The sequence below is a fragment of the Kitasatospora sp. NPDC056783 genome (assembly GCF_042789895.1).
In the GTDB taxonomy this organism is placed as follows: domain Bacteria; phylum Actinomycetota; class Actinomycetes; order Streptomycetales; family Streptomycetaceae; genus Kitasatospora.
In genome coordinates this window covers 1-20,822 of sequence record NZ_JBHUAF010000125.1, presented here as the reverse complement: position 1 = coordinate 20,822, position 20,822 = coordinate 1, and the positions used below count along the sequence as shown (strand labels likewise).

At 69.7% G+C, this 20,822-nt stretch carries 25 protein-coding genes and 1 pseudogene; 5 read left to right on the top strand and 21 right to left on the bottom strand.

From position 1 onward, the window contains the following. Nucleotides 1-28: 28 nt before the first annotated feature. Entirely contained in the window at nt 29-301 is a 273-nt protein-coding gene (locus tag ACFRMQ_RS19445; protein ID WP_380731717.1) for a hypothetical protein, read from the bottom strand. A gap of 209 nt (nt 302-510) precedes the next feature. On the opposite strand from ACFRMQ_RS19445, the gene ACFRMQ_RS19440 reads away from it, so the two are divergent. Beyond that, the gene (locus tag ACFRMQ_RS19440) at nt 511-1,011 is read left to right on the top strand and encodes a hypothetical protein (RefSeq protein ID WP_380731716.1); all 501 of its coding nucleotides are present in this window, start codon (nt 511-513) and stop codon (nt 1,009-1,011) included. 9 nt (nt 1,012-1,020) lie between these two features. Here ACFRMQ_RS19440 and ACFRMQ_RS19435 read toward each other — a convergent pair whose 3' ends face one another. Beyond that, a complete protein-coding gene (locus ACFRMQ_RS19435) occupies nt 1,021-3,804 on the bottom strand; it encodes a BTAD domain-containing putative transcriptional regulator (RefSeq protein ID WP_380731715.1) in 2,784 nt (927 codons plus the stop codon). 505 nt (nt 3,805-4,309) lie between these two features. On the opposite strand from ACFRMQ_RS19435, the gene ACFRMQ_RS19430 reads away from it, so the two are divergent. Beyond that, on the top strand, nt 4,310-5,233 hold the full coding sequence (locus tag ACFRMQ_RS19430; RefSeq protein WP_380731714.1) for a TIGR04222 domain-containing membrane protein: 924 nt from the start codon (nt 4,310-4,312) through the stop codon (nt 5,231-5,233). A gap of 451 nt (nt 5,234-5,684) precedes the next feature. Here the strand turns inward: ACFRMQ_RS19430 and ACFRMQ_RS19425 are convergent. From ACFRMQ_RS19425 to ACFRMQ_RS19415, 3 genes and pseudogenes are all read right to left on the bottom strand, one after another. Beyond that, nucleotides 5,685-6,101: pseudogene (locus tag ACFRMQ_RS19425) on the bottom strand (VOC family protein); the annotation flags it as partial. Nucleotides 6,102-6,158: 57 nt separating this feature from the next. Further along, a complete protein-coding gene (locus tag ACFRMQ_RS19420) occupies nt 6,159-6,386 on the bottom strand; it encodes a hypothetical protein (RefSeq protein ID WP_380731713.1) in 228 nt (75 codons plus the stop codon). Next, nucleotides 6,386-6,745, bottom strand: a complete 360-nt coding sequence (locus ACFRMQ_RS19415; RefSeq protein ID WP_380731712.1) for a hypothetical protein — start codon at nt 6,743-6,745, stop codon at nt 6,386-6,388. Before ACFRMQ_RS19415 ends, ACFRMQ_RS19420 begins: the two co-directional genes overlap by 1 nt. Before the next feature lie 147 nt (nt 6,746-6,892). Between ACFRMQ_RS19415 and ACFRMQ_RS19410 the strand changes: the two genes are divergently transcribed. Then, complete coding sequence (locus ACFRMQ_RS19410) at nt 6,893-7,159, top strand: winged helix-turn-helix domain-containing protein (RefSeq protein ID WP_380731711.1); 267 nt, start codon at nt 6,893-6,895, stop codon at nt 7,157-7,159. A gap of 97 nt (nt 7,160-7,256) precedes the next feature. On the opposite strand, the gene ACFRMQ_RS19405 is transcribed toward ACFRMQ_RS19410, so the two are convergent. The 7 genes from ACFRMQ_RS19405 to ACFRMQ_RS19375 form a co-directional block, all read right to left on the bottom strand. Further along, nucleotides 7,257-7,604 (bottom strand): hypothetical protein, encoded by a 348-nt coding sequence (locus tag ACFRMQ_RS19405; protein WP_380731710.1) that lies wholly within the window; start codon nt 7,602-7,604, stop codon nt 7,257-7,259. A gap of 35 nt (nt 7,605-7,639) precedes the next feature. Then, nucleotides 7,640-8,539, bottom strand: a complete 900-nt coding sequence (locus ACFRMQ_RS19400; protein WP_380731709.1) for a radical SAM protein — start codon at nt 8,537-8,539, stop codon at nt 7,640-7,642. Between the two features lie 132 nt (nt 8,540-8,671). Then, nucleotides 8,672-9,127 carry a DUF6082 family protein gene (locus tag ACFRMQ_RS19395; RefSeq protein WP_380731708.1) on the bottom strand — a complete coding sequence of 152 codons (456 nt, stop codon included), beginning with the start codon at nt 9,125-9,127 and terminating at the stop codon, nt 8,672-8,674. A gap of 378 nt (nt 9,128-9,505) precedes the next feature. After that, nucleotides 9,506-9,859, bottom strand: a complete 354-nt coding sequence (locus tag ACFRMQ_RS19390) for a hypothetical protein (protein WP_380731707.1) — start codon at nt 9,857-9,859, stop codon at nt 9,506-9,508. A gap of 496 nt (nt 9,860-10,355) precedes the next feature. After that, the gene (locus tag ACFRMQ_RS19385; RefSeq protein WP_380731706.1) at nt 10,356-10,631 is read right to left on the bottom strand and encodes a hypothetical protein; all 276 of its coding nucleotides are present in this window, start codon (nt 10,629-10,631) and stop codon (nt 10,356-10,358) included. After that, the gene (locus tag ACFRMQ_RS19380) at nt 10,628-10,909 is read right to left on the bottom strand and encodes a hypothetical protein (RefSeq protein ID WP_380731705.1); all 282 of its coding nucleotides are present in this window, start codon (nt 10,907-10,909) and stop codon (nt 10,628-10,630) included. The genes ACFRMQ_RS19385 and ACFRMQ_RS19380 overlap by 4 nt, the downstream gene beginning before the upstream one ends. Further along, the gene (locus ACFRMQ_RS19375) at nt 10,906-11,352 is read right to left on the bottom strand and encodes a hypothetical protein (protein WP_380731704.1); all 447 of its coding nucleotides are present in this window, start codon (nt 11,350-11,352) and stop codon (nt 10,906-10,908) included. Before ACFRMQ_RS19375 ends, ACFRMQ_RS19380 begins: the two co-directional genes overlap by 4 nt. Before the next feature lie 210 nt (nt 11,353-11,562). Between ACFRMQ_RS19375 and ACFRMQ_RS19370 the strand changes: the two genes are divergently transcribed. Both ACFRMQ_RS19370 and ACFRMQ_RS19365 read left to right on the top strand, forming a co-directional pair. Further along, the gene (locus tag ACFRMQ_RS19370) at nt 11,563-12,390 is read left to right on the top strand and encodes a Scr1 family TA system antitoxin-like transcriptional regulator (protein WP_380731703.1); all 828 of its coding nucleotides are present in this window, start codon (nt 11,563-11,565) and stop codon (nt 12,388-12,390) included. After that, entirely contained in the window at nt 12,383-12,586 is a 204-nt protein-coding gene (locus ACFRMQ_RS19365) for a DUF397 domain-containing protein (RefSeq protein ID WP_380731702.1), read from the top strand. Before ACFRMQ_RS19370 ends, ACFRMQ_RS19365 begins: the two co-directional genes overlap by 8 nt. A 61-nt stretch (nt 12,587-12,647) precedes the next feature. Here the strand turns inward: ACFRMQ_RS19365 and ACFRMQ_RS19360 are convergent, their stop codons facing one another. The 9 genes from ACFRMQ_RS19360 to ACFRMQ_RS19320 all read right to left on the bottom strand — a co-directional run. Next, nucleotides 12,648-12,923: a hypothetical protein gene (locus tag ACFRMQ_RS19360; protein WP_380731701.1), complete on the bottom strand. Its 276-nt coding sequence runs from the start codon at nt 12,921-12,923 to the stop codon at nt 12,648-12,650. Next, the gene (locus ACFRMQ_RS19355; protein WP_380731700.1) at nt 12,920-13,243 is read right to left on the bottom strand and encodes a hypothetical protein; all 324 of its coding nucleotides are present in this window, start codon (nt 13,241-13,243) and stop codon (nt 12,920-12,922) included. The genes ACFRMQ_RS19360 and ACFRMQ_RS19355 overlap by 4 nt, the downstream gene beginning before the upstream one ends. A 457-nt stretch (nt 13,244-13,700) precedes the next feature. Beyond that, nucleotides 13,701-14,516: a sigma-70 family RNA polymerase sigma factor gene (locus ACFRMQ_RS19350; RefSeq protein ID WP_380731699.1), complete on the bottom strand. Its 816-nt coding sequence runs from the start codon at nt 14,514-14,516 to the stop codon at nt 13,701-13,703. Between the two features lie 427 nt (nt 14,517-14,943). After that, entirely contained in the window at nt 14,944-16,797 is a 1,854-nt protein-coding gene (locus ACFRMQ_RS19345; protein ID WP_380731698.1) for a DNA polymerase, read from the bottom strand. Between the two features lie 67 nt (nt 16,798-16,864). Further along, the gene (locus tag ACFRMQ_RS19340; RefSeq protein ID WP_380731697.1) at nt 16,865-19,300 is read right to left on the bottom strand and encodes a phage/plasmid primase, P4 family; all 2,436 of its coding nucleotides are present in this window, start codon (nt 19,298-19,300) and stop codon (nt 16,865-16,867) included. Further along, on the bottom strand, nt 19,287-19,799 hold the full coding sequence (locus ACFRMQ_RS19335; protein ID WP_380731696.1) for a hypothetical protein: 513 nt from the start codon (nt 19,797-19,799) through the stop codon (nt 19,287-19,289). Before ACFRMQ_RS19335 ends, ACFRMQ_RS19340 begins: the two co-directional genes overlap by 14 nt. Next, nucleotides 19,792-19,917, bottom strand: coding sequence for a hypothetical protein (locus ACFRMQ_RS19330; RefSeq protein WP_380731695.1), 126 nt, complete (start codon nt 19,915-19,917; stop codon nt 19,792-19,794). Before ACFRMQ_RS19330 ends, ACFRMQ_RS19335 begins: the two co-directional genes overlap by 8 nt. A gap of 196 nt (nt 19,918-20,113) precedes the next feature. Further along, a complete protein-coding gene (locus tag ACFRMQ_RS19325) occupies nt 20,114-20,395 on the bottom strand; it encodes a hypothetical protein (RefSeq protein ID WP_380731694.1) in 282 nt (93 codons plus the stop codon). Beyond that, nucleotides 20,388-20,822: hypothetical protein (locus ACFRMQ_RS19320; protein WP_380731693.1), on the bottom strand; the 435-nt coding region annotated here is incomplete at its 5' end. The genes ACFRMQ_RS19320 and ACFRMQ_RS19325, both read right to left, overlap by 8 nt.

Here is a 20,822-nt window from a genome sequence, read left to right as displayed (position 1 = left end):
GTGTCGGGGGAGCCGCCCTGCCGCTCGGTCACCGCAGGCCCTGCCCGGTCGCCGGCCGGACCGCGTCGGCCGGGGCGCCCGCCCCGGGCAACAGCACCCGGACCCCGCTGCGCGAGGTGTTCGACAGCCGCAGGACCGGGTCGTGCGCGTCGGCGGGCCGCGTCCGCTCCACCGGGTGCGCCCGGACGGGGCTGTGCGACGGCGGCGGGACCCGCACCGCGAGTGCTCCCACCGAGACGAGCCCGAGGGCCGCCGCCGTGGGGACCAGAGCCGTCCGTAGCCGTTTCGCCGTGCTGGTCACGATGGTCTCTCCCAGGAACTGTCGCCGGTTCGGGCCGGACGCGGGCGGCCGCAGCGGTGTGCGGTCCGGGGGTCGCCCCGCTGAACGGAAGCCGTGGGCCGCCGGGTTCAGACCGGACGCGAGCCGGTCGAACCCCGGAGGGTGTGCCGTCCGTGCTACCGGCGGAGGCCGGTCGGCAGTCGGCCCGACGGAGACGAGGGAGGACAGCGATGGCCTGGTACCAGGGGCCGAGCCGGATCACGGTGACGGCGGCGGAGGGGCGGTTCCCGCAGCGGGCGGTGGTGACCGTCCGGGGCGCGGCTCCGGTGGAGATCCACGGCGAGGTCGGCGCCGTCCACCTCGTCGAGGCGGAGAGCTGGCGGCTCGACCTGGAGCATCGCCACCAGGGCGAGTGGTGTCCCAACGTCCGTGCCGTGCAGGGCCGGTGGCAGGAGATCCGGGGCGTGCTGACGCAGGCCGTGCACAGCCGGAACCGCGACCAGGCCGGTGACCGCCAAAGCCGCAACCTGGTGCTGCGGATCGAGCGGGTCCTGCCGGACGGTGACGATCCCCCGGCGGTGACCGCCCCCGCCGCGCGCCGGACCACGGCCGCGTACCGCGCTCCGGCGGTCTCGACGGGCCCGGCGCCGCGCACCTCGGCCGGACCGGCGGGTGGCGCCTCGGCCCCGGCTGTACGGACGACCACCTCGGGCGGCTCCTGGAGCGGTTGACCGGGCCGGTCACGACCGGAAGCGCGCCAGCCTCGCCTGCACCTGCTCCACCTGGCGGGTCATCCGCCCCTGCTCGGTGGCGATTTCCAGGGCCCGCTCCCAGTGCCGACGCGCCTCGGCCTTCAGCCCCCGGTCGTCCATCACCTGCCCGATGAAGTCGGCGAAGTCGAACTCCGCGTGGGCCTGGTTGCCCTGGGCCCGGCCGAGTTCCAGCACCCGGTGGATCTGCTCCACGGCCTCGTCGGTGCGGCCCAGCGCGCGCAGCACCTGGGCGTAGGTCTTGGTCGAGATCACCAGGTATGGGTCCGACTCGCGCCCGGCGAGCAGAGCCAGCGACTCCTCGATCGGCTCCAGTGCCTCCGCGGCCCGGCCCGCCCGGAACAGGGTGTGCGCCAGGTTGTTGAGGGCCTGGGAGAGCAGCCGGGGATCGCCCAGCTTCCGCGCGTGGGCCACCGTTTCGGCGAAGCCCTCCAACGCTCTCCAGGGCTCGCCGTGGTCGTCGGCGAAGCTCGTCCGCATGCTGAGGTAGCGGTGCCTGAGGACCGGCAGGCTCTCCGGGTCGGCGACGGCGACGGCGCGCTCGGACTGCTCCAGGGCCTCCGGCCGCCGGCCCAGCCAGCCCAGCGAGAGGCTGTGGTTGGAGTACAGGTGCGGCCGGTTCGCGGCCGTGCCGGCGGTCTCGGCGGCCGTCAGCGCCTGTCGGGCCGCCTCCTCCCAGGCACGGAACAGGCCCGCGTCGAGGTAGAGGTAGCCGGCGTTCTCGACCAGCCGGCAGGCGTGGTCGTGGGCGCCCCACCGGCAGGCCAGGGCGATCAGGGCGCGGACGGTCGGCTCCTCGGCCCGGAACCAGGCCAGGGCGTCCGCCGAGGTCGCGAACTCCGGGGTACCGCCGCTCGGTCGGTGGGCCGGGCGGTGGTGGCGCGCGTCCGGCCGGGCGAGGACGAGCCCGGCGGCGGTCGTGGCCAGGTAGTGGTCGAACAGCCGGGCCAGGGCCGTCTCCCGGGTGGCGGCCGGCAGCTCCTCGGCCGCGTGCCGGGCGTGCAGCCGCACCAGGTCGTGGCGCTCGAAGCGTCCCGGCGCGCTCTCCTCGACCAGGTGCGCCTGGTACAGCAGCTCCAGCGAAGCGGCGGCCGCGCGCCGGTCGGTGCCGGCCAGGGTCGCCGCCGCGGCGGTGTCGACCTGCCGGCCCGGGTGGACGCCGAGCAGCCGGAACAGGGCGACGGCCGGCTCGGGAAGGGTACGGACCGTCAGTTCCAGGGCCGCCGCGACGCTCAGCGTGCCCTGGGTGGCCAGTGCGGCCAGCCGGGAGCGCTCGTCGGACAGTTCGCCCGCCAGGGTGGCGACCCGCCAGTGCGGCCGGGTCGCCAGCCGTGAGCCGGCGATCCGCAGCGCCAGCGGCAGCCCCTCGCACAGGCCGGCCACCCGCTCCGCCGCCTCCCGTTCGGCCTCCAGCCTCGGCCGGCCGGCGATCCCGGCCAGGACCCCGAAGGCGTCGTCGGCCCGGAGCGACTCCAGGGACAGCGCCCGCGCGCCCTCGACGGCGAGCAGCCCGTTGAGCCGGTGTCGGCTGGTCACCACCACGACGCAGCCCGGCTCGGCCGGCAGCAGCGGGAGCACCTGCTCCGCGTCCCGCGCGTTCTCCAGCACGAGCAGCACCCGGCGGCCGGCCAGCAGCGTCCGGCAGGCGGCCGTCAGCTCCGCCCGGTCGGTCGGGAGGGCGCCGTCCTCGGCGCCGAGGCCCCGCAGCAGTTCGGCGAGTGCCTCCTCGGGGCTCAGCGGCGTGGTCTCGTCGAAGCCGCGGAGGTCGACACCGATCCGCCCGTCCGGGAACGCGGCGGCGTTCCGGTGCGCCCAGCGCAGGACGAGCGCCGTCTTGCCGACCCCGGCCGGGCCGGTCACCAGCAGCAGCCGCCGGCCGCCGCCCGCCGCCGTGCCCGTACCGCCGTCCGCCGTGCCCGTACCGCCGCCCGCGCCGCTCTGTTCGCCCAGCCAGGCCAGTTCGGCGTCCCGTCCGACGAAGCGGCCCGGCTCGCGGGGCAGCCGCGCCGGGGCGGCAAAGGGCTGCGCCCGCGGGATGGACCGGATCAGGGCGAGGGCCTCCCGGAGGCCGGTGCCGGGGTCGATCCCGGCCTCCTCGGCCAGCCGCCGCGCGGTCGCCCCGTAGAGGGCGACGGCCTCGGCGGTCCTGTCCTCCTGGTGGAGGCAGAGCATGGTGAGGCGGACCAGCGGTTCGCGCAGCGGGTGCCCGGCCAGCGCCTCGGTGAGTTCGGCGGTCACGGTGGCGCCCCGCCCGGTGCGCAGCAGCCGTTCGGCGAGCTGTTCCAGGGCCTGGATCCGGAGGGTCTCCAGCCGGGCGGCCGCGCCCTCGCGCAGCGCGGCGGAGCCGCAGTCGGCGAGCGTGGCACCGCGCCGCAGCGCGACCGCCTCGCGCAGCAGCGGTACGGCCGCCTCGTCGGCGGCCTCGGTGCGGGCGCGGTCGAGCAGCCGGTCCAGCCGGTGGGCGTCGATCAGGTCCGGGTCGGCGCGCAGCACGTAGCCCGGGGCGCGGGTCTCCAGCCGCAGGCCGTCGTCGAGCAGGGCGCGCAGCTTGGCGATGTGGCCCTGCAGCGCGGCGCGCGCGGTGGGGGGCGGGGCGTGGTCCCAGGCGAGGTCGAGCAGCCGCTCGACCGGGACCACGCGATTGGCCTCCAGGGCGAGCACGGCCAGCACGGCGCGGCGCCGGGCGCCGCCGACGTGGACGGCCGTGCCCTCGGCGGTCCGCAGCTCCAGCGGTCCCAGCAGCAGAATCCGCACGCCGCTCCTGTACTCCCGTCCGTCCTCGGCCCCCGGGCCCGCACCTTATCGGGCCGGTGGCGGGCGCCGTGGCCCGGGGCCTGGCCGGCCTTCGCCCGGTTCGAGGCGGCGGACACCGCCGGCGGCTGGGAGTGCCCCAGATCGTCGGCGAAGACGCGGCGCTCGTCCGTGGTCCAGGCGTCGGCACCGACCGGCGGGGAGGGTCGTTGGCCGTCATCCCGAACCGCAGCGGGCCCACCCGGCGGAGCCGCTCCAACGTTCACTGGATCCGGTCGTCCGCCGCAACAACGTCCCGGCTCACATGTCCCGCACCTTTCTCGCTGCCGGCCCCTGGGAATCCCGGACCGGCTGGCTCTTCCAGCCCGGGGGAGCGAACCGTACCCGTCCGCGGACCACCGTTGCACCGCCGGGTCCGCAGTGCCGTCGCCGAGCGCCCGTCCTCGTAGAGGGACTTGCCGGGCGGCATGGGACGTACCCACACTGGAGTGAGGCGAAGGGGGGCGTCATGTGGGTGGTACCGGGCCTGCTGGCGGTGGCAGGGGCGGCGGTGGCCGTGACCTGGCTGAATGCCGGCGTCTGGATGGGCAGGTTGTACGGCGCCGAACGGCGCGCGAAAGGACGGGAGTTCGAGCCCAGCGTGGAGGAAGTGGCCTGCCTGGCGGGCCACTTGGTGGAGCTGAGGCTCCTGGCGATGTACGACGCGGGCCGGATCGTCGTCTCCCGCTCGGGGGACGTCACCGCGACCGCGGCCGCAGCCACGACCTCGACCGACCCGGAGGACTACTTCGAGGCGGCGGCCGTCCGCACTCTCGGTCCCACCCGCACCGGTGACATGAGGACGCTGACCATGTGGCTGGACGACGACGCGCCGCCACACGCCGTGCGCCGCCGCCTGGTGGCCGCGGGTCTGCTCAATGACGCGAAGCTCCTCGACCGGGCGTCGTTGGCCGAGGAGTCGATGGCCCTGGTGTCCTTCGTGGTGGCCGCGGTGGGCGTGGCCGCCTTTGTGTACGCACTCGTGCGGGGCGAGAACTGGCTCCTCCCGTTGCTGGCCTTCCCCGCGCTGTTCGCGGTGGCCCGGCTGGCCATCGTGCTGGTGGACATGTACGGGGACTTCGGCCGGCACACCGGGCTCGGCTCCCGGGTGCTCTCCGAAGCCCGGTCGGCCGACCGCCGCGAGCACGGGCCCACGGTCGACCGTCACGAGCACGCCCCGATGGCCGTGGCCCTGGCCGGGATGTCGGCCCTGCCGGCCGGGCACGCCCTGCGGATCTGCCTCGAAGCCTCCCGCGCCCGTGCCTCGGCCCGAGCCCGGGGCGGCAGGAGCACCCACCGCTCCCACGGCGGGGGCGGCTACAGCGGCAGGAGCTGCGGCGGCAACGGCCCGATCGGCTGCGGGACCAGCTGCGGATCGAACTGCGGCTCCTGACCACGGGAACGTACGAGCCCCCGGCCGGGCGTGCCGGAACCCCGGCCGGGGGATACCGGCGATGCCGAGACCCCGCGGCGCGCCGCCAGGACGGGCCCGAAGCCCGTTCCGGCGCTCCGCACCTGATCGACCGAACGGGTGTGGCGGCGTGGACGTCCCGCGTCGACCGGGGGCCGGGTGCCCGGCGGATCCACCGGGCCCGGGGTGCGGCGGCCGGGACGGCGGCACGGTCACGGTGCCGCGGGTGGGCCCGCACCTGTGACGCGGTGCCGGCGGTCGGGCCGGCCGACCGGGCCGGACAGGTGCCGGGACAGCCCCCGTCCCAACCTTCCTGGCGTCCGATGATGCGCGCTGGATCACCGGGGACGCCATCCCCGTCTCCGGCGGCCTGCGGCTGACGTCACGCGGTCCTCGCCGCCGACCCGAGACCGGCCGGCCCCGTTGCTCCTGGTCAGCGAGCGCTGAGGAGGCAGAACTCGTTGCCCTCCGGGTCGGTCAGGATCCGCCAGGAGATGGCGGACTGGTCGATGCCCGGGTCGGAGGCGCCCAGAGCGCGCAGCCTGGCCTCCTCGGCTGCCGGGTCGTCACCGAGGTAGGGAGCGACGTCGAGGTGGACGCGGTTCCACCCGCTCTTGGTGTCGGGGGTGCGGACGAACTCCAGGTAGGGGCCGACGCCGTGGGCGGAACGCATGGTCGCGTGGTCGTCGGCGGTCTCGTGCACCGCCCAGTCCATTGCCTCGCCCCAGAACCGGGCCATCGCCCGCGGGTCGGCGCAGTCGACCACCACCGCGGCGATCGGACCGGTGTCCCGGTAGATCTCCCGGGGCTCCAGGACGCAGAACTCGTTGCCCTCCGGGTCTCCCGACACACGAAACTACCGGTTTTAAAGCCCCGCCCGGGATCGGTCCGGGCGGGGCGAGGGGTCCTACTTGCTGACGATTCGGTGTCGCGGGACCGCCCAGCAGTCACGGGCCCAGTGCCGGTCTATCCCGTCGGTCCAGGGTCGGCAGTCGTTGGCCGTACGGGGGGCGTAGCGGGCCTTGTGGCGGCCCGGGGTGAGGATCTGCCACCCGGCCCGCTCACACTCGCGCAGGCCCCGCGTGTTGCCCCGGCGGGTGCCGTCGGGAAGGGTCCGGATGAACGGCTTCGCCATCACGCCACCGCCCCGGCGAGGGTGTGCGCGCCCGGGTAGGTGTACCCGGTGTCCGGTCGCCCCTCGCCCACGGCGCGCAGTGCTTCGCGGCGTTCGCGCTGACGCTGCCTCTCGTTGTAGTCGCGCTGCATGTCGTCCAACTCGGCGCGCCACGCGTCGTGGTCAATGTACGGGCGGACGAGCGGGCCCGTGGAAAGGCGGTCCGGCTCCGGGGTCGGTTCGTACGGGGCAGGGGTCGACGGCTCGGGGGCGGGAGCCGGAACGGGGGCCGCGGGGGCCGGTACGGCGCGGTGCTGTCCGCGAGCCGGCAAGCAGAGAACCAGGGCGCGGCGTATGAGCGTGACGATAAGATGACGCATGTCGGACAGCTCCTTGAAAGCTGGTCGGCGTGGGCCCCCGGTTGCAGCCGGGGGCTTTTTCGTGTCCAAAGGTACGGCAACTGGTATAGGCCGGTCTAGGTCGGCGCAGGCCGGTATAGGCCGAGTGGATTGTCTACGCTGCTGCGCATGGCACCGCGTGAAATCGATCCCCGGGGCGCTCTACCCCCGTTTCGGCAGGTAGCCGCCGTGCTGGCTACCGAGATCAAGTCCGGGAAGTTGCCCGCGGGAAGTGCCGTTCCTTCGGAACGGGAGTTGTCCGAACGGTTCGGCGTGGCCCGGAACACGATCCGGGCGGCATTCGGCGTGCTCCGTGATGACGGCCTGGTGGAGACCGTTCCGGGTCGGGGTACCTATGTGGTGGGGTCGGAACCGGACGGCCAGGCCGACGAGTAGGCCCCGCCCGCCGGGTTGCGAGTGCATTCGACGAACGGGGCCAACGGGGCGCGGGGAGGCAGCGGGTCGTAATCGCATGAACCCTGCGCCCCGGTAGTCACTCTATCTCGGCGGCTCCGGTGTGCTGCTCCCGGAGTTCGGCCACCTGGTCACGGTAGAGAGCCTTCGCCGCCCACGCACCGTACTCCTGTGTGGGAGCAGCCATTTCGACCACGTGGTGCGCCCTAGCCTTGAGCACGGCACCCCACAGCACCACGTGATGCTGGGCGCTGCGTCCGCATTCCTGTGGCTCGCCGGGGAGGCAGAGCGGGAGCGGGTCACCGACCTTGTTCGCCGCGTGGCGGACGTACCGGGCGACGCCCAGCCACTGTTCGGGCGTCCGGGCCGGCCAACCGTTGGTCATGTCACCGGGCCACGGTGCCCGGTCGTCGCCGTGGTCGTCCAAGTTCGCTCCCTGCTCTGCCGGATGGGGCTCCGAGCCTAGGCGATCGACGCCCCGGGCGGGTCGCAGTGTTGAACGCTCGGAACGCATGGGCTACACGGCCCGCATACGGGGAGGAACTGCGGCGGAGTGCAGCTCTGCGCGGTGTCGCACTCCCGCTCGATCTCGGCGAGGGCGGCGGCGAGCCGGTCGCCCGCCCAGATGTCTGCGAACGGCGTTTCGAGCACGTTCCCGACCGGCATGAATCGGCCGAGGACGCACGGTACGACGTCGCCGGACGGCAGGATGGCGCACTTCTCGTGCGCGCAGTGCCCGCACAAGTCCGCGACCTTCGGCGCCGCGCCCCGACTTGCCCGCCCGAAGGCCCGCATCTTGTCCCCGCCCACTTCCCTGACCCCGAGGCTCAACAGGTCGTTGAGAGCTTGGGCGGCTCGCTGTCCCGGGCGGGCGGTCACGACTCCGCCCCGGATCGGAATCCCGAGTTCGACCGCCCTCGCCACGTTCGCCCGGGTCTTCTTGTGGGACCCGCGGGTCTTGGTCACGGCGTCGTGGTCGTCGGCCTGGTCACTGTAGTAGGACGTCGCGAGGCTGACGTCCCGGTCCTTAAGCACCTCCCACAGTTCCGGCGTGATGTGGGTCATGTTGGAAAACACCTCGACCGACAACGCGCGGTCACGGGCGTGGCCGATGAGCGAGCCGAGGTGCGGGTACAACGTGGGCTCGCCGCCGATGAACTGCACGTGCTCGGCCCCGAGATCGGCGATCTGGTCGATCACGGACCGCCAGTTGTCGGGGGTCATCGTTCCGTGGGTGCCCGACGGGCCGGAGTCGGCGTAGCAGTGGCCGCACTCCTCGTTACAGAAGGCGGTCACCTCCAGCCACACGAAGTCGAGCGGTTGGGGAAGGGTCGTACTGTTCACGTGCGCCTCCAGATCCACTTACCCGCCGTCTCGGGCGGGGAAGAGATGCCCGCCGGTCCGAATGGAACGGCGGGTCTCGCTGGTGGTGCTGAGCCCGCCCTGGCTCACCAGCCGTCCAAGGTGCCGAGCCGGGGCGGGGGTTCGTGGGGGTTACGCGGCGGGCTTGACGTCCGCCCGCTCAAAGGTCCGGGCTACGTGCTCACCGAACTTCTTCACGCGCGGGGCGCTGACGGCGGTCTCGCCGAGCCAGTGCGAGCCCGACCGGGCCCAGAAAGCGCGTGCCGCGGGTTCGTGGACCATCGACTCCAGGTTGTTGAACAGTTCGTCGTCGCCCATGACCGCCGACTGGTACTTCGCGCACAGCAGCGCCAACACCCTGTTGGTGTGCAGCGCGTCCCACCGCTCTGTCTCGGACAGCCGCCCGAGCATCGGGTGATCGGCGTAGCGGTCGGGGCGTGATTCACCGTCCCGCATGAGTTGCTGGTGCATGTCCTCGGCATCGAGGACGAGTTGGCGCTGCCGGTCCCGATGGTCGACCGCCAGGCGGACGACGTTGACGCCGGCGAGCAGTCCGGCGCCGAGCAGGACAGCGTGGGCGGTTCGCATGGGTATCTCCTTGACGGGCTGATCCTGCGGGGCCCGCTCCGGGCTGGAGTGGACGCACCACCCGGAGCGGGAGTTGGCGGGCCGGTCCCCGTCGGAATGGCAATCAGAACCTCTGACGGGGACCGGCGTGCGCTCTGGGGAGCAGACCCCGGAGCGCGAACCCGGCACAGTTGCGGTCCCAGCCGCATGTACCGGGAGTTGGGCCCGCCTCCGAACGTCCGGCCTGCCGTCCCCGGAGGCGGGGGTTTCCGGTGCGGGCGCAGGACACGCCCACGGCCGGAGATTGGGGCCCGCTCGGGTCACGGTCCTAGGGGGAATGCACGTCGCCCGGGAAGGGGCGGACGCACGCACGTGGCCGGAGCGGGCAGTCTGTTGGGGCTAGTCGTCGTCCTGGTAGTCCGCGGGGTCCGGGGCGTCCGTGGGACGGAGGACCACGTCGTGGTCCAGCAGTAGGGCGAGTTCGGCGTCCGCTCGCGGCGGCTTCTCTACGGCGGTCACGGGGCAGTCCCAGACCTGGTCTGCCCGTCCGGCCTCCCGCAGGTAGGCAATGCCGCCGGTGACGTGGGTAACGATCCCGATCCGTCCGCCGGCTCGGTTGTCACGTACCACGGAGCCGAGGGAGGGCCCGTTGATCAGGGAGTCACCCGTGATCGGGGGTTCACCCGCGCGTTCCCGGCGACGGCGGGCTTCGTGCACCGCCAGCTCGATCCCCTGCAACGCCTTCCGCGCCATGTTCTCTCCCTCCTGTGTGCTGGTCGCCGTACGGGACCCCGCCCCGGTCGTCCGTGCCGTCCACTCGTCACGTCACCGGGGCGGGGGTTGTGCTTCCCAGCGGGGCACAGGTTCCCGCCGGGGACTTGGGGAGTCGCCCCGGCCCTATCGGGGGACCGGACCGGGGCGACCAGTGCGCTGCTCCCCGCGCGCACCCTTCCGCCGCGTGAACCGGCGGGTGTACCCGGAGCACCGGGGGTGGTGAGTGCTCCGGGAGATCAGACGGGCTTCGAGCCCTTGCGGCGCTTAGCCAGAACGCCGTGCCAGCAACGGAGTTGGACGGTTTTGTGGAACCGTCGGACGTACCGCCAGTAGTGCGAGCCGCACACGATCAGGATCGTGTGACGCCCGATCGCCGGTACCGCCGTGACGGTCCGTGTCGCACCGCAGGGCGCACACACGCCTGATTCCCAGCGCAGGTTATCCGGCAGGGGCGGGTTTACGACGGTCCCCGTCTTCACCGGCCGACCCGTTCTCGCCGAGCCTCCCGGCACAGCACCGAACCACGCCGTTGTCCGGCCCGCACGTGTGCCTGCGCCCGTCTTCGACGCCACCACGATTCCCAGTCACCCCCGTACGCGATGCCGAGCCCGGCGACCGCGAGGGCGGCAAACAGCCACACCCATCGGCGACTACCGTGCGGGTCGAACACGCCGAGGACGACCACCAGGGCGGCCGGTGCGAGGGCGACGACCACCGCCAGGGCGCCGGACATTACGGATGCGCGCTTCACGCCAGTTCCTCCGTCGGGAACATGACCATCGGGTAGTAGGTGAGCCGGCCGTACGACCGGTGCTCGGGCTGCTGCTTCGCGTGTTCGAACGGCCACTTCTGCACCGCCTCCAGGTCCGAGTGCTCGCCCGAGTCCGCACCACACTTGGTGCCGTTCTCGCCCTCGCCCTCGCAGAAGATCAGGTGGGTCGCCACGCGGTCGGGGTCCGGTCCGAGTCGCCACACCAGGTAGCGGAAGATTCGGCGCCCGCGGAGGAACGGGTTCGGGTTCTCGCTCATCCGACCCTCACCGCGCGGTGGCGTGCCGTCGTCAGAGCCGCCTCGGCTCGCAACCGGTCAGACATGTCGGCAACGCGCACACCCTCGGGGTCCACGGGCCATGGCTCGCCACCAGCCGGCGGACGGAGCAACCATCGGCCGGAGTTGTCCAGCCCGCGGTACTCGCCGACCTTGTCGGCCGCAATGTCGTGCACCAGGTCGCCCACGACCGGCGCCCACAGGTGGGTGACGGTCCCCGACTCCGACGATTCCTCGGCAGCGATGGCAGCGGCCCCGGTGCGGAGCGCGACCGCGAGTTGCGCCGCCGTCTCCGGGGGCACTCCGCCGAGCTGCACCAGGTAATCGGTCCGACCCCGAGCCGGAGTCTCCACGTCGAGCGACGGCAGCACCAACCCGGCCAACTCGACTGCTTCGGCCAGTTCGGCGAGCGCGAGTAGCGCCACCTTGTGTTCGGTGTCTCGCAGGTTGTCGAGCGGAGACCGGGGGCCCGTCGTGGGCGCCGGCTCGGGCTTTGCGGGGGGCGCAGGTGTACGTCTACGTGCCATGGGGGGCTCCGATCCGTAACGCGACGGTTACCGAGTGGCCCAACTGTGCTTTAGACTCGCGTAGTTATCAACTAGCGCAAACCCGTCAGATTGGTAGGACGAATCGTCATGAGCGAACTTGAGTCCGAGATCCAAGACGATCACGCCACCGAGTTCGGGAAGCTACTCCGCACGTCACGCGAACAACGCGGCTGGAAGCAGGAGTTCCTAGCGACGGAGGTTGGCTGCACATCTTCGTACATCTCGGCACTGGAAAACGGCCGCAGGAAACCAAGTCAACAGCTTGTGAACAAGCTTGACAGGCTGTTCGGATGGCATCGGTTCATCCAAGAGTGGGGGAAGTCAGGCCAGGCCCTATTTGAAGGCTTTGACGACTACCTGCGTAGCGAAGCGAAGGCAACGGCGCTTCGGATCTTTGAAATCAACATCCTGCCCAGCCTGTTTCAGACCCGGGAGTACGCCAGCGCCTATCAGAACGCCCCGGTCATCCGCGGCGCCGCAACCCAGCAGCAAGCGGACGACCGGACAGAACGGCTGCTCCGCAGGCAACAGGTACTCACCCGAGACCCCGCGCCGGTCGTTACGGCGGTAATAGACGAGAGCGCACTCCGGCGACCGATCGGGGGCCGCGACGTCATGATCGCGCAGCTGAAGCATCTTGAGACACTGGCATCACAGCCGCGCTGTCTAGTGCAGATCTGCCCTACTTCGACAGGTGAGAGCAGGCCGTTCGGACATCCAATCACGTTGCTGACCATGCCGAACCGGGCAATCGTTGGGTACGGCGAGACGGAGCGGAGAGGCTTCCTCGAACGTGATCCGGCGACGCTGGCCGCGTGGACCAGTGAGTACGATCACCTCCAGGCGGAGGCGTTGCCGCGGGCGCCGAGCATCGAGTTCATTCGAGACGTGCGGAGAGGTTTTGAGCATGGATGATCTACACGGCGTTACCTGGCACAAAAGTTCCTACAGCACCCAGGCGGGGAACTGCATCGAGGTCGCTAACGGCCTTCCCCGCGCCGTACCCGTCCGAGACTCCAAGGACCCCGAGGGTCCGGCCCTGGTCTTCCCTGCCGACGCATGGTCATCCTTCGTCGCGGGTGTCCGCTCCGGCGAGTTCGGCGACGTCTGACGAACACGCGCGCCCCCGAGGCCCCGCCACCCCCTTCCCGGAGTGACGGGGCTTTCTGCTGCTACGCGGCGAGGGCCAGCAGCTCGACCACCAGGGCGCGGGTCGTCATCGGCATCGAGCCGAGCAGTACCGCGGGAACGGGCTCGCCCGGGGTCCGGTCGACCAGCCAGAGCGCCCACGCGGGACCGTCGGCACGGCGGCCGGGAAGTCCGCGCACCGCGATGCCGTACCGCACGGCCAGGCCGTAGCCGACCAGGTGACCGCCGAGACGGAACGCGACGGCCCACGCGTCGCCCTGGTCGTCGCGTGACAACAGGAACGTCCTGGTGGTGCTCATGCTGCCTCCAACATCGTGGCGGCGGGCTGGTGGCATCCGTACTCGCATCCGGTCCACGGTTCGTCCCACTGCTCCCACTGGTCCGTGTACCGGTTGCGCACCCACTCGACCGAGCCAGCGAGCCCACCCGTACCTATGTCCCGAGCCAACACGCGGTAGCCCCGGTACGGCGCGCTGGGGATCAGCCCCGCCACGATCCGGCCTTGCGTCTCCAGGGTGCGCACCAGGTCGAGGCAGGTGCGGATGCTGGTCTCAGCGAAGATCGCGGGCAGTTCGGGGCATGCTGCCCAGATGACCCCTCGGTCCCCCCGGGCAGCCACAGTAGTTCGGATTCGAAACTCGTTGCGGTGCGTAACCATGCCACGACGGTAAACCACGAGAATGACAATCGAAAACCCTTTTCTATATGTGACACAAGTCACTCCTTAAGGTTCTCTTGAGACTTGACCCGCAGGGCTGCATGGCTTTGACCAGCACAGTTGCCAATCCGAATGCCCCATGGCGTATTGGCGTGAACACGATTGACTGCGTACATGAAAAAGTCCCCCTCGCCGAAGCGAGGGGGTCATTTCTGTGACTTACCGTCAATAGGTCATATGTACGAACGGTGTTGAAGATTCAAAGACTGAGCATGCGGTTTTGAAAGCAGTAGGGCCGCTTCGCCGGCTCGGCGGGTCACGGTGGCCACGGTGCGGCCCTCGGCATCCTTGACATGGATGTCCACCGTGGCGCCGCACCGGGTGATCTCGACAGTCCCGCCGTCGCGGGTCGACAGGGTCACCACGTCCGGGCCCCGGCGGTGTACAGCTCGCGGAAACGCTTCTTTGCCTTGGCACGAGCCTCGTGTACGGACTTGGCCGTGATGCCCAAGTCCTCGGCCATCTCGGTGTCACCGCCGCAGGCGGAGTAGTCCCGCACCGGGGAGACGCCGTGGTCACCCTTGAGTACGAAGCGCTGGCGCTCACTCAGAAGTCCGAGGGCGCGGTGTACCTGGTCGCGGATAACCGTGCGCCTGGTCGTCTCGTAGTCCGCGGGCTCGACCAGGTCCGCGGGCACGGCCGCGATGCTCGCCACCACGTCCCCGAGGGTCACCCCGGACATGTCGCCGTGTTCGCCTACGAGCGGGCGGTCGAGGCTGTCCATGCCGAGCCACGCGAGAAGCGCGGCGGTCGCCCCCTCGGGGCTCATTCGGCGCGGACCCATTTCCTCCGTGGTGGCGATACGAACCGCATCGTACGGGTCACCGGCTGCGAGGGACAGGGCAATGTCAAAGTCCTTGGCTGCTCGCGCAGTCACGCCAGGGCGGACTATTTCCCGGTACTGGTCGCGCATCGCAGATTCCATGGCGCGAGTGAGGTACGTCATGAACTGTTCGGGACTGTCGCCCCCGAAAGTCTTCAAGCTCTCCCAAACGACCATGCGGCCCGATTGTGCAAGATCATCGGCCAAGTCCTGGTCAAGGCGGCCGGATCGGGTGGCAAAGTTTCGGGCTCGGGCCATGACCAGCGCATCCGTTTCGGCTATGACTGCGGATATCGCTTCCATGTCGTTGGACTTGGCCGCGTAAAGCTGGTCGATGGTGAGGTGCGTCATGGAACATCGCTCCGTGCGTCGGGGGCTTTGGTCCTGTGGGGGCCAGGGCTTGCCCGGAACGGGGCGTAAAAAGGTCAGAAAGGACCCTTGGTTGTTTATCAATGCGCCTTGAAAAAGGGCATAAAAATGCCCCGTCCCGGAATTGCAGGACGGGGCTTGCGCATTGCCTAATCTCTGCGTGGAACTAGATTCGGCGAATTGGCTATGTGGCGGCAAAGGTGTTACTACGGACTAATTGGGACAGCCTAGACATACGTCGGGCTTCGTACCCCGAGTCGATACAAAGTGGTGACGCCAAGTAGCGATCACGCGTCCGCATCGTTCGGGAGGATGATCTTTAGGGGCGTCGTATCCGCTGGTGGTAGGGGGTAGAGCCCGTTTCGTGATCTAGCCGTGACCGGCTCGACAGCAACCCTGCGACGGGTCGTCAGAAGTCCGCGCCGTACAGCGACCCCCACGACCGGCCGCCTATCTCGGCCTCGGCTGTGATGGGTACTCCGTACAGGCTCCAGGTCATGCAGCGTTCGAACTCGCGGGCGATCTCCTCGGCTTCCTGCCGCGGCGCCGACGCGAGCAGCTCGTCATGGATAGGCAAGCGACAATAGGGTAGGAGGCCGGCCGCTTCGACATTCAGCATTGCTTGCCCGAGAACGTCTCGGGCAACGCTTTGACAGGCGTAGTTGACCACGGCGTAACTTCTGTCCCGATCCAATGGAAGGCGCCGGCCGACAGCAGAGATGAACACCATGCCGTTCTGGAACGCCTCTCGCTGCCATCTCCGTGACGCCCTCTTGATCTCCGGGAAAGCCCGGTCGTAGGCGATAAGGGCTTGAGCAATCTCGGCTTCGGTTGCCCCGGTCTGGCGGGCGATCGTCGCCACCCCGCCGCCGTATACCTTTCCGAATCCGGCGCCCTTGAAAATCTTGCGATGCTTCGGGGTGGCGCCTTCGCCCTTGATAAGGCGGGCCGTGAACATGTGGACGTCGAAATCCGAGCCGCCGTCTATGAATCCGGATTTGAGGGCTCGGACCCCGGCCAGGGCCGCCAAAACCCGCATTTCGATCGCCTGGAAATCGGTGGAGATCATGACGTGTCCGGGCTCGGCGAGAATGGCGCGCCGGATCACGTGGTCCGAACTCGGTAGCTGGTGCAGCCCGTCCGTGACGGACATGCGGCCCGTGCGCGCGGCAAGTGACGACACGGTCGGGTGCATGCGGCCCTCGGCGCTGAGCTTGTGAAGGAACCGTTCGGCGTAGCTGGTGCCCCACTTCGCGGCCCGCTTGCCCCGAAGTACCGCGTCCGCGAGGACACTTGGCTCCCGCGCGCCGATGCGCTGCCAGTCCCGGTCAAGGTCGGCGATCGGGAGTAGGACGGCCTTGTCCACCTTGAGCGCGCCACCCTTGGTCCGCTCGGTCAGCGTCTCCCCGAGGGCTTGCAGGGCCTCGGCCACCTGGTCGGGCGATCCGATCTTGGTGACCCCGTACCGGGCCGCCACGGCCGCGTACCGCTCGGCTTCCTCGGCAAGCCGGCGGGCGAGCTGCTGCGCGTACTCCTGGTCAACCAGCAACCCCGCCCGCTGCATCACGGCGCACAGCCGGGCTATGTGGTGCTCGTACTCGACCAGGCGGGCCGGCACGCCGAGGCGGTCCAGCTCGGCCCGGAGCACGGGCACCAGGCGGGCGGTCAGGATCACGTCCAAACCGGCGTAGAGCAGAAAAGTTGGGTGCGTCAATTCGATATTCGCCCACCCGGTTTCCTTCGTCATGCCAAGCGAGTTGAAAACCTTCGTAAGGCCGTGCTGAGTGTCAGGTGCGGACGGGTCCACCCAGCGCGCGGAGAGCGGCTTAAGCGCAGTCCCTATGCCTCCCTCTTTGGGTTGCCTCGGATCGTGGAGCATTGCCAGTATCCGACTGTCTGTTGTGCGGGGCGCGAGTTCTTCCAGCGGGATTCCCGCGCACCGGTCCAGTACCAGCCAGTCATAGGCCGCGTTGTGGATCAGGATTTCCCGGCATCGCAGCAGCGCGTCACGGGCGTAAGTGGCGTGATATCCGCCCCATTCGTACAGGATCACCCACGCGTCGCGGGTGTCTCCGAATTGGACTGTGCGGAGCCGAAAGGAGCGGCCGAATACCTCTAGGCCTGTGGTTTCGGTATCGACGGCCACGGGTCCGCGGCGCCGTGCCCGGTCGAGCCATCCCCTGAAATCCTGTAGATCCTCGGGCGTCTCTGGCACGTGCACGGTGATGGTGTCTCCGGCAATCTGGTGCCGGTACTCGATCATGCTTCCCCCCGAAAGCAGAAAGGGCCGCCCACCCGGTCGAGGTGGACGGCCCGTTGGGGTGCTGGTGTCAGGGTCCGAAGATTCCCGGCCCGGTCGGCTCGGGGCCCTGGCCGGCTAGCCGGACGCCCGCCAGGGCAATGCCCCGCTTAGTGGTCTTTCTGACTGCCCCCCTTTCCTCCATGGCGTCATAAAACGTGCGCCGAGTCCACTGTTCCCGAGCGGGCAGGTTTTCGGCTTCACACCAGGTTAGATACTCGTTGAATGCCTCGTTTCCGTTCATCAGAACCGTGTCTTCCGCGCGTTCCAGTACGCCCGGGAAGAAGCCGGCCAGCGGGTCCGACGTGGCGCGGTACTCACGGGACGCACCCGTGATGACCTGCGGGTCTTGCAGTCCCGACCGATACCACTCGACCGCCCCGCGCACCGCCCATGCGGCGATCCCCTCGGCCTCGGCCAGCAACGTCCGGTCCAAGTCGGGATCACGTTCGTCCGGCGCGAAATAGCGGGTGAAAGGCAGCAGCTTGACCCGCCGCCAAAGCCCCTCGTCCTGCGACTTGAATTTCGGCTTATGATTCGTCGCCAGCAATAGCAGGAAAGACGGTCGGAACTCGAAGAACTCTTGACGCAGGAACCGCGCCGAGATCATGTCCTTGCCGGTCACCCGCTTTAGAATGGACTCTGACATTGCCTTTCCCGACTCGCCTTCGCTGGCCATCACCAGGCGGGCGCCGCGGAGTGCAGCCACGTCATTCGGGATACCGGTACTCTTGCGTTCCTCGAAAGTTGAGAAAGGCGTTGTCTTCGTGATGCTGCGGAAGACCGATGTAAGGGTGTCCACCAGGACGCTTTTCCCGTTGGCGCCCTTCCCCCAGAGCACGCCGAAAGCCTGCTCCGTCACGTGCCCCGTGATGCCGTAGCCAACCAGACGTCGAATATAGGCCGGCATCTCGGGCATGCCCGGGAAAATCTCCTCTAGGAACTTCTCCCACCGAGGACACTGCGCGTACGGGTCGTAGTTGATATCGAGACCGTATGTCAGTAGATCTCCGAGGTCATGCGGGCGGATCTGGCCGGTCCGCAGGTCTACCGTGCCGTTCCTGAAGTTCAACAGGTCTGGCTTGTTGTCGAAATCCACGGCGTCGATGGAAACGGACGGGACGGAACAAAGCTCGGTCAGCAGCGCGTCAATCCGGGACGTCATCGTGAAACCGCGCGCCAACTGGTTCTGACCGGCGAGCACCAGGGCGGCGCCCATGCGGTGGATTTCCTGCCGGACGCGCCGATCCGAGCGGACCCAGACGGAGCCGTTCCACGTGTAGAACCCGAGCCCGCTCGCGTGCCGGATCGAGCCGTTCACGAACGCGACCAGGGCGTGAGCGTTCATGGCGTCGCTCTCGCCGTACGTGGACACCAGGTCGGACAAGATCCGGGCCGCCTCGGTGCCCTGGTCGCGACTGACCACGTCGACCCCGGTCCGCGTCACCAGCTCGGCCGCCCTGGTGGCCTCTTGCACGTCGACCGGGGCGCGAGCCGGCCGAGCAGCCTTGACCGCGCGGTGAAGCGTCGCGGGGAACCCCTGTGGGTCGCGTGCGCGCCAGTCGGTCAAGTCGTCGCCCGGGTGCGGGATTTCGAGTACCAGGGCCGTCACGCCGTGCTCGGTCAGTCCCTCGGCGAGCATCGCGGAGAACCCTGCCCCGGCGGTGTCGTTGTCACCAGCGACCACCACCAGCGAGCCGCGCAGACCCTCGGCCAACTCCCGTATCAGATCAGGTGAGTTGACAAGTGAGGCACCGCGGACGGCCACCGCGTCGTAGCCGACCCCCACGGCCGTGAGCGCATCCCCCGGGCCCTCGGTCACCAGGACCGTGCCCCACCCGCCGGAGCCGCGCATCACACCGTACGGCGACCAACGAAGCCCCTCGGGGTTGCTCAGCGACAGCCACCGTCCGGGGCACCGGCCGGACAGGTCCCGCCCCTGTAGTCCGCGGGGCGCCCCGTCCCAACCGACCAGGGGCACGGTCAGCCGCGGGTACGCGGAGTAGGCCCGGGACAGGTGGTCGAAGCCGCCGCCCTGGTCGCCCTGGTCGACGCCGACACGGAGTTCCGCGGCAAGCTCGGGGCCGACCCCGAACCGGTCGAGCAGGTACGCGCGGGCCCGCTCGGACCACTCGGCCGCGTAGTCGCCGAGGGCGAGCGAGCACCGGTCGACGTAGGCACCGAGGGCGGCCACCAGGGCGACGGGAACCAGCTCCGGGCGTCCGGCCGGAACGGTGCCGCCGGGACCGGTGGCGTCGAACAGGTCCGACCAGGACAACCGGACGGCCCGAATCACGTCCTCGGTGCCGCAGCCGGCTCGGCACGTCAGCCTCACCTTGTGATCGTCGCCGCGCCAGATTCGGAGCGACGGGCGCGAATCCGAGTGCGCGGGACACAGCGCCACGTACCCGCCGTCTGCCTGGTCGACCACCCCGCCGAACCGGTCGAGCAGATCACGGAACAGCATGCGCCCCCCGCACGTCCGCGAGCAGCGCGGCGAAGTTCCCGAGGGACAGCGACACGTACCACTTCCCGGTGTCGATCCCACGGGCCTTGTACTCCGCGCCGTACAGACCGGCTGCGTCGTCCACGGGTGTGCCCAGCAGCTGCCGGAGCGCCGTCCACGTGCTCACTGAGACGTGCACCCGGCCCGAAGCCACCGACTTGCCGCGCCGCTTGTGCACGACCACGCCGAACGGGAATCCGGCGTTCGCCGCCTCGGCATTCGCCTGCCGAAGCCACGTCGGAACGGCCGGGCTCCGTACATCCTTGGCTTCCAGAATGAACGGCCACGCATGGATATCGCCCACGTCCTTCGTGCCTTCCTGCGCGGCTCGGCGGACGTTCATGCCGGATGCCGGATGCAGCAGATTTCCCGACTCGTCGGTGAGCCCGAGAAAGCGATTCAGGTAGTTCCGGACCGCGGATTCCCATGCGGTCCCACGGGCCTTGTTGGGATTAGCCACGATCAATCCACCCCCACAGCAAGTACACCAACGCGGCGAGCAGCCCCAGCAGGCACAGCGCTTCGCCGGCCAGCGAAAGAAAAAGCCAGAATCCGAACGGCTCGGACGGGACGCTCACTCGCGATCTCCCTGCCGGACCTGCGCGCCCCGTCCCATCGCGTGCGCCGCAGCAGCGAGATAACGCACCCAGTCAAGGCGGCGCGTGTATCCCGGCACCAGGACCACCACATCCCCCGGCCCCGCCGCGCGTACGTCCCCCAGAGGCGGAGCCGACTCCGCCGTGATTCGCAGTTCCATTGGTCCCCCGTAGATTGCTAGCCGCGCTCGCCCGTGGCGTCCGGAATGATCAGCCGGACATGTTCGGCGGAAATCCATTCGGCGCGCAGCGTGCGGCGCTTGGCGAAACCCGATTCCGTGCCCGTGGGACGCACCAGCAGCATGGGGCGAAGTCGCCCGTTCTCCAGCCGCGTAGTGACCCGCCGGACAATAGCGTCAGCCATGCGCACGCGATTTCCCATGCGTGCCGCGTAGGCGATCAGGTCACCCCGGTAAAGCTCCTCGCCGCCGTAGTCGGCGACAACCCCCCGCTTACCCATCTTCGTTATCCCCGTCGTATTCGATTTCAAGTAGCTGTGTGAATGCTGCGTAAGCCTGCTGCGGCTGCACCGCATTGCCTATTGCCTTTAGCTGCTGGCCTCGGGAGAGCCCCGGAATATCGGTCACCCAGCCCGGCACAAATCCCATGAGCCATTCGGCGAACTTCGCTGTCACGCGGATGCCGCCGCGCGGTCCCCGCTCGGTGGGCGCGGGCGACGGATAGCCGAACCGCTTTTCCCACTGGTGAATTACGGGGTGGTAGTCGCCCCACCATGCGGCAGGTGAATGACGAGAGTCCGCAAATTCATCCCACCCTGTCGCGCGGGTCCCGTCCCCGGTCCCCCCAGCCCGTCGGAGGCTGTTGGAGTAGGGCAATAGAAAACAAACCTCGTCAGCGAGCGTGGCTCCGTGGGGTTGGCTCCGAGA